The organism is Pontibacter rugosus (genome assembly GCF_042678745.1).
GTDB classification, from domain to species: domain Bacteria; phylum Bacteroidota; class Bacteroidia; order Cytophagales; family Hymenobacteraceae; genus Pontibacter; species Pontibacter rugosus.
In genome coordinates this window covers 1-10,282 of sequence record NZ_JBHTLD010000182.1, presented here as the reverse complement: position 1 = coordinate 10,282, position 10,282 = coordinate 1, and the positions used below count along the sequence as shown (strand labels likewise).

At 44.7% G+C, this 10,282-nt stretch carries 10 protein-coding genes and 1 tRNA gene; 8 read left to right on the top strand and 3 right to left on the bottom strand.

Annotated elements, in window-relative coordinates:
- Positions 1-9 precede the first annotated feature (9 nt).
- The 3 genes from ACFQ2O_RS16665 (at position 10) to ACFQ2O_RS16655 (ending at position 3,075) form a co-directional block, all read left to right on the top strand.
- A complete protein-coding gene (locus tag ACFQ2O_RS16665) occupies positions 10-786 on the top strand; it encodes a PASTA domain-containing protein (protein WP_377530318.1) in 777 nt (258 codons plus the stop codon).
- A gap of 136 nt (positions 787-922) precedes the next feature.
- Positions 923-2,773 carry a T9SS type A sorting domain-containing protein gene (locus ACFQ2O_RS16660; RefSeq protein WP_377530309.1) on the top strand — a complete coding sequence of 617 codons (1,851 nt, stop codon included), beginning with the start codon at positions 923-925 and terminating at the stop codon, positions 2,771-2,773.
- Positions 2,770-3,075: a rhodanese-like domain-containing protein gene (locus ACFQ2O_RS16655; RefSeq protein ID WP_377530305.1), complete on the top strand. Its 306-nt coding sequence runs from the start codon at positions 2,770-2,772 to the stop codon at positions 3,073-3,075. The genes ACFQ2O_RS16660 and ACFQ2O_RS16655 overlap by 4 nt, the downstream gene beginning before the upstream one ends.
- Positions 3,076-3,434: 359 nt before the next feature.
- On the opposite strand, the gene ACFQ2O_RS16650 is transcribed toward ACFQ2O_RS16655, so the two are convergent.
- Complete coding sequence (locus tag ACFQ2O_RS16650) at positions 3,435-4,724, bottom strand: site-2 protease family protein (protein WP_377530301.1); 1,290 nt, start codon at positions 4,722-4,724, stop codon at positions 3,435-3,437.
- A complete protein-coding gene (locus ACFQ2O_RS16645) occupies positions 4,711-5,343 on the bottom strand; it encodes an HAD family hydrolase (RefSeq protein WP_377530298.1) in 633 nt (210 codons plus the stop codon). The genes ACFQ2O_RS16650 and ACFQ2O_RS16645 overlap by 14 nt, the downstream gene beginning before the upstream one ends.
- 105 nt (positions 5,344-5,448) lie before the next feature.
- On the opposite strand from ACFQ2O_RS16645, the gene ACFQ2O_RS16640 reads away from it, so the two are divergent.
- A tRNA-Ile gene (locus ACFQ2O_RS16640) sits at positions 5,449-5,522 on the top strand.
- A gap of 261 nt (positions 5,523-5,783) precedes the next feature.
- On the opposite strand, the gene queF is transcribed toward ACFQ2O_RS16640, so the two are convergent.
- Entirely contained in the window at positions 5,784-6,287 is a 504-nt protein-coding gene (gene queF / locus ACFQ2O_RS16635) for a preQ(1) synthase (protein ID WP_377530314.1), read from the bottom strand.
- A gap of 192 nt (positions 6,288-6,479) precedes the next feature.
- Between queF and ACFQ2O_RS16630 the strand changes: the two genes are divergently transcribed.
- The 4 genes from ACFQ2O_RS16630 to dpdA all read left to right on the top strand — a co-directional run.
- Entirely contained in the window at positions 6,480-6,959 is a 480-nt protein-coding gene (locus ACFQ2O_RS16630) for a 6-pyruvoyl trahydropterin synthase family protein (protein WP_377530294.1), read from the top strand.
- Positions 6,960-6,988: 29 nt separating this feature from the next.
- Positions 6,989-7,672: a 7-cyano-7-deazaguanine synthase QueC gene (gene queC, locus ACFQ2O_RS16625; protein WP_377530292.1), complete on the top strand. Its 684-nt coding sequence runs from the start codon at positions 6,989-6,991 to the stop codon at positions 7,670-7,672.
- Positions 7,660-8,409, top strand: a complete 750-nt coding sequence (locus ACFQ2O_RS16620; RefSeq protein WP_377530288.1) for a 7-carboxy-7-deazaguanine synthase QueE — start codon at positions 7,660-7,662, stop codon at positions 8,407-8,409. The genes queC and ACFQ2O_RS16620 overlap by 13 nt, the downstream gene beginning before the upstream one ends.
- Before the next feature lie 100 nt (positions 8,410-8,509).
- On the top strand, positions 8,510-10,282 hold a 1,773-nt coding region (gene dpdA, locus ACFQ2O_RS16615), incomplete at its 3' end, for a tRNA-guanine transglycosylase DpdA (RefSeq protein ID WP_377530285.1).

Sequence of the window (10,282 nt, the reverse complement as noted above, 5' to 3'; positions counted from 1 at the left end):
ATAAAACCCATGTTTAAAGTAAATTCTTTTGTAGATGTTCTGAAGCATCTGGCCGTGATGGCAGTTATTGTTGCTGCGCTTATATTCGGCTTTTTTTACCTCTACCTACCTTCTGCCACCAATCATGGTGAAACGATCTCGGTGCCTAAAATTACTGGCATGCAGTTGACGGATGCGGAGGAGCTGTTAGATGAGCAAAGTCTGCGGTATTACATCAACGACTCTACCTATAAGCCAGATCAAAAGCCGTTCGAAATCCTGACCCAGGACCCGGCGCCAGGGGCAAAGGTGAAGGAGGATCGGAAGATCTATATTTCTATCAACATGAAGAATCCGCCGATGATCAAGATGCCGAAGCTGATTGATGGATCGGTGAAAAACGCTGAGCTGATCTTGAAGAGCTACGACTTGCGCAAAGGTAAAATCACGTATGTGCCGGATTTGCAGCAGAATGCTGTGCTAAAGCAATTTGTAAATGGCCGCGAAATCAAACCAGGAGACATGGTGCCTAAAGGTGCTGTGGTAGACCTGCACGTGGGCGACGGTTTAGGTAATACTGAATTTGAGGTGCCTAATGTAGTAGGCATGCCTGTTGATGAAGCTTCTATACTACTGGCAGGCCAAGGTTTGCAGGTAGGTAACATCTTCTACGACCCGAGCAGTACAGAGCCTACTGGTACGGTGGTGAAACAAAGGCCTTTTGCCGAAGTTAATGCCAAGATTCGGGTTGGCGAACTGGTAGACCTCTGGGTATCGGGGCAGGAGTCTGTGCAGGGGATAGAGTAAGACCAGCAAGAATAAATGAGGAGCGCCTGCCAGAAAATGGCGGGCGCTTTCGTTATACGTAAAGGGTAATGGAGCAGAGTCTGAACAAGTACTAAGTTCAAACTAGAATTGGCTTAGCAGATGGCTTATTTTTAATATGAATCAGATTCCTTTAGGAGCTAACATGAGAAAACAACTGGCACTTATTTTATCCTTACTTTGCTTAAGCACAGTATCCGCTTGGGCGCAGGTAGTGCTACAGCCGCTGCAGCAGGAGGCAGCTAAGGAGCCGCAGCGGGCAAGGTATGCTTTGCGCCAGGCAGATGCGCTTACGCTTCCTTTTTTCGATGACTTTTCTGGAGCCAACGCCCTTAACCCGATGCGCTGGTCTGGTGACGGTGTTACTATCAATAACCGTTTTGGCTTTGAGCCCCTCACTAAAAATGTCGCTACTTTTGATGGCCTTAACAGCCGTGGCATAGGCTATGCCCTTAATGCAGTGTCTGCAGGTGCCTCTGATACATTAACTTCTGCACCTGTTTTACTTGGAGGCCTTAATCCGGTTGATTCGGTTTACCTTAGTTTTTACTGGCAGTCTGGCGGACTGGGTGAAGTACCAGTACTTACTATCAATAACGAACGGTACCTGGTGCTGGAGTTTAAAGATAACACTGGGGCGTGGCAGGAGGTGTGGCGACAGCCAGCAGTCGGTAGGGCAACAGCCTTTGCACAGGTGTTTGTGGGGCTAAAGAAGCCGCGGTACTTTCACAGCTCCTTTCAATTCAGGTTCCGGAACATAGGCATGAGAAACGGCATGGTAGATGTATGGAATCTCGATTACGTGGAGCTGGACAGAAACCGCCGCAAGGGGCAGAACACTACCCGGGATATTGCCATTAGCGAAGGAGTAAGCAGGTTATTGAAAAACTATACAGCTATGCCTTCCTGGCAGTTTCTGCAGAACCCCGAGGCCGAACTGGCAGAAGAAGTAAACGCTACGCTTAACAACCTGGGCAACTTGCCGGGTGCTATCAGTTGGAGGGGCTATATTAGGAAGTATAACGAAACTGCTGCTGATACTTTTTTGCGTGCACAGGCACTGGTTCCCGGTGCAGCCCGGCAATACAGCATATCGGGTACGCCTACTTTAGGTAATATCAATTTACCGGCCTCTGGCGACTTTACACTGGCACATGGAATTCTGCTGGATACTAAGGAGCAAAACCAGCTACAGCGAGCCAACGACAGTACAGCACGTACCACCGCCTTTGCTGATTACTATGCCTATGATGATGGCACAGCAGAGGCAGGGTTTAACTTGCTAAATAACGGCAATGGAAATTCGCAGGTGGCGCAACGATATGACCTGAACCAGGCAGACCAGCTTAGCGCCTTTCGGGTATACTTCCCTAGGGTCGGCAAAAGCATTGAAGGTAGCTCTATCACCTTCCGGGTATGGAAAGATGACAATGGCTTGCCGGGAGAAACGCTTTATCAGCAGAACTTCCAGATCCAGTACAGCGATAGCCTGAACAAGTTCTACGAGGTAAAGCTTGACAGGCCAGTACCGGTAGAAGGCAGCTTTTACATAGGGTGGTCGCAGCCCGGCGAAAGGTTTATTAACATTGGTTTTGATAGAAACGAACATGTGCCGGGCCGACGTTTTACGTATACCGTAGCCACAGGTTGGTTAGCAGAAACCAGGTTTGAAGGTGCCGTAATGATGCGGCCTGTTATGCTGGGCGAGGCACCGCTTGGTGTGGAAGATGACCTTTATAGGCGGGCAATGCGGGTATACCCTAACCCAAGTACAGGGGAAGTATACTTAAGCGAACCTTATGAGCAAGTGCAGGTATTTGATATGCTGGGCCGCCTGGTGCATAGTCAGGCGTACAAAGGCAGCAGAATGCCTTTACATCTAGAGCATTTGTCACCGGGGCTTTATACCTTGCGTATTCAAAACAGAAAAGCTATCATCACAAAGAAACTAATACTGACAAAACCATGATTGCATCAGCAGACATTACAGCCGAAGAACTAAAGGAACGCCTGAACAAGGGAGAAACGCCAGTTATCATAGATGTACGTGAAGATTGGGAGTATCAGGAAACAAGCATACCTGGGGCACAGAATATTCCACTAGGCACACTGCCACAGCGTGTAGAGGACCTGGACGAGTTGAAAGAACAGGAAGTAATTGTGCAATGCCGTTCCGGTGCCCGTTCCGCCTCAGCCAAAGCTTTTTTGCAGCAGCAGGGCTTCAGTAACGTGCGTAACCTATTGGGTGGTATTTTAGCTTATAACGGCTAACGAAGTATAAATTTTGTAAAAAGGGAGAGCAGGTACTACTACCTGCTCTCCCTTTTTTGTAGGGTGGCTTTTACCTTTATCTAGACCAACACGAGCTTATTTTAAATGAACCTTTCCTGTTGTCGCACATCTGCTGATCTCTGCTGGCTTCTGTTCCGCTGGTGCGAGTTTGCAATCCGTGTCCTGTGATGCAGTTGAGTTTATGACTCAACTGGCTTAAAAAGCCATACTTGAATAGCTCTAGCTATACCTCCATAGCCCTGTCTTTCTGTTGCCTTAACTAAGCGGTCTCTTCTAGCTCCCATATACCTGCGTTTTGAGTTTGCGGCTTTTTAGCATCTTTACTCTACAAGCTTAACCTACTCTATGATAAATGGCGAAGGGCTGAAGCAGAGCAGGAGCACCACAAAAGCGCAAACGCCCAATAACTTGCGAAGCGGTGTAAGTGGCCGCTCATCGGGGCAGGAGGGATGGAAGATACCCATGACCCGTGATAGCAGTATACCGAAAACAAGCCAGCCACTGTACCCATTGGCATCTGGAAAGGCCAGCGAAATAAGCACCTGAAGCAGCAGTACAATGCCTGCCAGCATTAGGCTATACTTCAACTTTGGCATAGCGGGCTGTAACACAAATACCAGGTAGAGCAGGTAAAAAGGCCAAAGCCATATATACCCAGCCGCCTCTGGAAAGAAGTTAGCCAGACTATACTGTAGCATAAGCATCGCCATTGTGGCTAACATGGCAATACGACGCGTGCCCAGTAACTTCAGGTATGCCCAGTAAGCAAACGGGCCAAACACAACCAATAGCTCCTCAGACCACACAGGCTGGCTGTAAGGAGATATAACCCCCAAGCCGGCATATAGTATAAACAGGCTGAAGAAGATCGGAGACAGCTGATTGAATCGCTTATAGCCGATCAAGCCATACAAGATATGACCACCATCCAGTTGCCCGATCGGCAACAGGTTCAGCGCTGTGAAGAACAACGACAGGTAGCCTGCAAAAACCAGCGGGTAATGGATTACTTCGTATTGGTTCGGGAGCAGGGCAGGGTCTGCTACAAATCTCTCAAAGAACACGAACAGGAGGTTTCTTCCAATCGAAAAGCTGCCGAGTGCATCCTGGTACACATACTGTGCATAGTCAAGGCCAAAACGCTCGTACTCCGGATGTACCTGAAAAATATATTCAGGTGGTGGCAGGTGCGTAAAGGCATAAAACAACAACGGAACTGCTACTGCAAAACCAGCCAGAGGGCCTGCCACACCAATATCAAAAAACTGCTGCCTTGAAAAAATGCGTTCTTTAATCCGTATGAAAGCTCCCATGGTGCCGATAGAAGGCGTTATGCCAAACCACAGCGGAATGTAATACGGCAAGGTGACAGCCGTGCGGTGATAGCGCGCTGTAAAATAGTGGCCAAACTCATGCACTGTCAGCACTCCTAAAAAGGGCAGCGAGAAGTATAATCCTGCCGTAAACTCAGCCCAGGAAAGAGTGCCGGTCGCACTAAACCCTTCTGGCCCGAGAAAGAACATTTTCCCAAAGATCCATTCTGCCCCAGCTATGGTTGTGGTAACCAGCGTGAGACAGAACAGGAGGAGGTGTAACCAGTACTTTTGCTGGGGCCTAGCTAACGACATCCGCAAAAACCTGATTTATGGTGAGAGGTGGCTGCAGGTGTAGTGTTTGTATACCTGTTTTGTTGGCGCTTTCAATGTGCTGGATGCTGTCATCTATGAACAGGGTTTCAGTTCTGTCGAGCTTGTTCTCGGCCAGCACCTGCTCAAATATGGCAGCATCAGGTTTACGTTTGCCCACCAGGTGCGAATAGTAGCTTTTCTCGAACAAAGAGTCAAGGCTTGGGATTGTAAAGCTGTGTGCTACGATCTCGTTGAAGCGCTTGAGGTGAATTGCATTGGTATTGCTAAGCAAAAAGACGCGGTAGTGTTTGCCAAGGGCCAGCAGCAGGTCTATACGCTCTTGTGGAATATCCAGTAGCATAGCATTCCAGGCATCGTCTATCTGTTCGTCTGTGGCATCTATTTGGTAAGCCTGGCGTAAGTTGTTACGGAACTCTTCGTTTGAACTTGCCCCTGTTTCATAGAGGTCGAACAGGTAGGATTGCTCTTTCTGGCTGAAAGCAATGTTACAGTTGTCTTTACAAAGCTTTTGGAGGTATTCAATGCTCTTGCCGTAGTCGATATTGATGATGACACCGCCCAGGTCGAAGATAATATTTTTGATTTGTTTTAGGTCCACGAAAAAAAATATCTGAATAGTGTTTGAAATATTGAATGCAAATATGTAAAATTGCACTCCGAAATCAAAGAAAGCGCTACAGAAGCGTAGCTTGAAATTGGAAAAGGGCCTATAGCTCATTCGGTTAGAGCAACTGACTCATAATCAGTAGGTGCCTGGTTCGATTCCAGGTGGGCCCACGTTGATAATCAAGCACTTACCTCGTTTATTCGGAGTGAGTGCTTTTTTATTTGCACACGATTTGCACACAATTCCTGTATGCGTGTCTAAAAGTCTCTAATTTATGCTTAGTTTATTTGCCTAGGAGTTTTGCTACTGCGGGCAATGAAATTGCAGGAGTCTACTTAAGCAACATTAAAAACTAAAAAAGCCACAGATTCTGTATATCTGCGGCTTTTTTAACGTATTGGCTTATTTCCAGTGCTTATGATATCGAATAACTACTGCATTCTACTATCAACGCTACAAGTTGTATTTATGCCACCTCGAACATTATACACAGTAGTCACAACCAAATACTGTGGATCTTTCAATGCTCTTATGAGGTCATCATAAACAAAAGCAGTAATATCTTCTTGAGCTGAGCCAATATTACGCCACGAAAGTAAGTAATATTTAAGGCTTTTAAGTTCAAGGATATGTGAGCCAGGGATATACTCTACACGTAATGTGCCAAAATCAGGCAAACCTGAGAAGGGGCAAAGTGCTGAAAATTCGCCATGCTCTGTTTCATAAACTACATTTTGTTTTGCCTTGTGCTTATAAGGCATAATATGGATTTCCTTTTGGCGAGTTTCTGGCGAAAAGAAGAGGCCAAATTTCCCCTCAGGTTTTATTCCATACTCGGCCATATAATCAAGAGCGCTGCTAGTGTGCTCCAAGGCCTGCTTATAACTATGCTGTAAGTGTTCTTTAATGTCTATCTGCTCTTTAGAATTCTGCATCACGGTTAAAAGATTTTGCTATGTTGCCGCAAAGGTATTATATAATTAGAGTTAATTGGTGCAAACATAGGTAGATGGGTACAAAGATTTTTTGGTAGTGCTAATAATAACTACCTTGTAGGGTTTGTAGGGCAACTAATAAAACGCTTTTGCGCATGCCCAAATTTGTAAGTAAAATTTAATATATTAATCATGAAAGTAGCCAAAAGGTTCAGATGGGAAGGGGCCCACCGCTTGCCATGGCACACAGGTGGATGTCAGCATTTACATGGTCACTCTTATCAAATGTGGGTTGAGTTGCAGGGACCAGCAGATGAGAGAGGCATGCTGATAGATTTTAAGGAAATAAAAACGGTGTTGGCTACTTTAGTTGAAGCATGGGATCATGGGGTTTTAGTGGCTGAAACTGATACTGTATTACTTGATGCAATGGCTTTGCTTAAGTCAAAGCATTATGTTTTACCTTATGATACAACATCTGAGAATATTTGTCAATTCATTATAAACTACCTTGCTGAACATGCTTTGGATGTATTAATACATCACCAAGTTAGTTCTGTTCGTGTTAAGCTACAGGAAACAGAAACATGTTTTGCAGAGCATGAAGTAAGTGTTTCTACGCTTAGGGAAGAGTCAGAACTAAAGAACAAGTCCGAAGCCACAGTAGTTTAATACAACATATACATAAAGGAGACAAAATTATGCCTACAAGTTCAGATACAGCATTAGTTCTTTTTTCAGGCGGACAAGATTCAACAACGTGCCTTTTTTGGGCAAAAGAGCATTTTAAATCTGTGGTAGCGCTTGGGTTCAGGTATGGACAGAAGCACGAGGTAGAGCTGCGGCAAGCCCAAATAATTGCTGAGAAAGCGCAGGTGCCTTTTCGTGTTATTGATATCAGCGGTATGTTGCAAGGATCAGCCCTTACAGAGCATGATAAAGACGTATCAGCACAGCATGACTTAAATGAGAGTCTTCCTGCAGCCTTTGTACCAGGCAGAAATGCAGTATTCTTAACAATTGCCATTAGTTATGCTTTCACTCAAAATATAACTCATATAATAGGAGGGATGTGCCAAGCTGATTTCTCTGGTTATCCAGATTGTCGGCAAGTGTTTGTTGACTCGCTAAAAGAAACAATGTCTTTGGCATTAGACAAGAAGATTGACATTCATACGCCATTAATGGACTTAAGTAAAGCAGAAGCTTGGAAGATGGCAAATGACTTAGGTGTTCTGGATATTGTGCGTGACCTGTCACATACGGACTATAATGGGGACCGAACAACATATAATGAGTGGGGGTATGGAAAACTGGATAACCCTGCTTCTATTTTACGTGCTAAAGGGTACGAAGAAGCGAAAGCAAATGGATGGCTAAATTAGGAAAGGGTCTGAAGGTGGAAGTTAAGTCTACAATAGAAAAAACATATAGAGTAAAGTCAGTTTGGAAAACCTTACAAGGAGAGGGTTTGTTTGCCGGTCGTCCAGCTATATTTGTTCGCATGGTAGGTTGCAACTTATGGTCTGGTTATGAAAATACTAGGGAGCGTGATGCAATCCGTACAGGTGCCAACTGCCCAATGTGGTGCGATACTGACTTTACCAAAGAAGGGAGCAAAAACTATTCAGCCTTCGAACTTGCTCAGGAGATGCGCGGTGAAGGTGGTGATATCAACTTTTGTGTGATAACCGGAGGGGAGCCTCTCCTGCATATAGATGCACAACTTGTGGAGGCTTTGCACCAAGCAAATTTCTTCATAGCTATTGAAACCAATGGCACAGTTTCTTTACAGGAGTCTTGTTGGGATGAGGAAAGGGCTAAGTTATTAACACCGGACTGGATTGTGTGTAGCCCGAAGTTGCCTCAGGAGCAACTAACACTGGAGTACTTCGATGAACTAAAGTTAGTACTACCGGACTACCATCCTGAAAATTATAATGAATTTACACAGCGGCAGAGGCAAAACGATGTGCAAAGTAGAAAATTGCCGTTGCTTTGGCTGCAACCAGAAGATGGTAATAGGCTACAGTTGGCTACGCAATTGTCTATTAATTACGCGCTGGAAAACCCAGATTGGCGTGTGTCGGTGCAGACGCACAAAATACTTAATGTTGAATAGGTGATCGCATTTTTTACATTCATTGAGTAAAAGCAAGTTAGTAAGTTTTTGAAAGCTGTTTTGGGAAACCAGCATTATTAATTAATCAAGAGTACCTATAATGAGAATACAAATACTGACTTCTTGTACTGGCAAGAAAGCCATAAACTCAGATAAAGCACTTACATTATCTGACTTTCAAAAAGGAACTGATATAATTAGGGAGTTGGAAAAAGAGCATAAGGAGATGCTTATGCCAGCAGAAAATCTTTATACAGGACAGCAGCATGTGAGGCTGATGGACGGGGTGCAAAAAGCTCTGGTGGGAGATCAGGTTAACCTTCACCTTCATATACTCTCAGCCGGGTATGGATTGATTGAGGGTGCACGTGAAATATTGCCATATGAGGTTACTTTTGCCACCATGAAAAAGAAAGAGATAGCAGAGTGGGCTTCTTTCTTAAACATTCCTCAGGATGTGAGGCAACTTTTGGCAAAGCCTTACGATCTTGGACTAATTTTATTGGGTGATAATTATCTTGAAGCTTGCCAATTGGATGAGTCGGTTACTTTGGGTGGGCCTACGCTACTCTTTTGTGGAACTGCGGTTGCAAAGAAGTTGCCCAAGCTTGAGAATCTTAAAATTATAACGCTAAGCAATCCTGAAGCAAAGCGCATGTCCTGTGGCCTGGTAGCCTTGAAGGGGGAGTTGGGCGCGCGTGTTTTGAAAAATATTTTGGTGAAAGGGCAAGGCTTTATTACGGAACTTCAGTCTGCTTCTGTCCCACTTGGTTTACTTGATGAGGCTAAAACCAATAAAAAGAAGCTTAAAAATACAAATCCAGTCTCTAACCCTGTAGTTGATCATGTCATTGTGCTAGAACCCGAATGGGAGGAAAGCGGGCATAAGCATAAAATAAAGTATTTTATACCTGAGTGGGATGATTTGGTAGATCCGGATTACGATTTCGAAAACGATATGCACTCTGGATTGGTGCCTCATTGGTCCAACGAAGTATATGCGCATCAAATGTACTCCTCTCCAAATTATGATGGTATTCTAATATCCAGAGTAGTAGTCGAGCAAAATAAGAAGCGAAAGGAGTTATTAGATGCTTTGGGGGTACATCGATCATTACGGGTGCCAGATCGTTTTCCAGTGATGGGTGACTGCGGTGCCTTTGGTTATATTACTAAGGAGAAGCCGCCTTATTCCACAGAGGACGTGCTTGACTATTACACGCGCTATGGCTTTAACTTAGGAGTGTCCGTAGATCATCTCATTGTGAACGGGACTAAAGATTCAGCATTGGAGCGTTACCAATTAACAATTCAAAATGCTGAAGACTTTTTAAAGGAACACCGTCAGCAAGGTTTGCCTTGGAGGCCTATAGGCGCGGTGCAAGGTTGGGATCCCAAGTCTTACGCAGAGGCAGCTGAGCAATACGTCAAAATGGGGTATGATTATCTTGCGCTGGGTGGCTTAGTGCGCACTACAACAAAAGATATGATGGCTATCATACAGGAGGTGTCAAAAGTAGTACCTAAGGGAGTAGATCTACATCTTTTCGGCATTGCCCGTCTAAATGCGCTTAGGGAAATGTATAAGTATGGTGTTACCTCCGTAGACAGTGCTTCGCATTTGAGAAAAGCTTGGTTAGGTGCCAATGATAATTATTGGACATTAGACGGTAATAAGTATTCCGCGATCAGAATTCCTGGTGAGGGCAGTGCTCGTTATGTTAAGATTTTAAAAAGTGGGGAGGTCAGTGAAGCAGAGTTGAAAAAGCTTGCAAAAAGTTGTTTAAATGCTCTTCGAGATTATGATACAGGCAAGATAGCACTTGAGGATGTCATGGTTGTTTTGGATCCTTACAGTAATTATATAATTGAG

Bases quoted from the DNA above. Each gene is read 5' to 3' on its own strand.
- ACFQ2O_RS16665 (WP_377530318.1), top strand. From the start codon at position 10: ATGTTTAAAGTAAATTCTTTTGTAGATGTTCTGAAGCATCTGGCCGTG.
- ACFQ2O_RS16660 (WP_377530309.1), top strand. From the start codon at position 923: ATGAATCAGATTCCTTTAGGAGCTAACATGAGAAAACAACTGGCACTT.
- ACFQ2O_RS16655 (WP_377530305.1), top strand. From the start codon at position 2,770: ATGATTGCATCAGCAGACATTACAGCCGAAGAACTAAAGGAACGCCTG.
- ACFQ2O_RS16650 (WP_377530301.1), bottom strand. From the start codon at position 4,724: ATGTCGTTAGCTAGGCCCCAGCAAAAGTACTGGTTACACCTCCTCCTG.
- queF (WP_377530314.1), bottom strand. From the start codon at position 6,287: ATGCAGAATTCTAAAGAGCAGATAGACATTAAAGAACACTTACAGCAT.
- ACFQ2O_RS16630 (WP_377530294.1), top strand. From the start codon at position 6,480: ATGAAAGTAGCCAAAAGGTTCAGATGGGAAGGGGCCCACCGCTTGCCA.
- queC (WP_377530292.1), top strand. From the start codon at position 6,989: ATGCCTACAAGTTCAGATACAGCATTAGTTCTTTTTTCAGGCGGACAA.
- ACFQ2O_RS16620 (WP_377530288.1), top strand. From the start codon at position 7,660: ATGGCTAAATTAGGAAAGGGTCTGAAGGTGGAAGTTAAGTCTACAATA.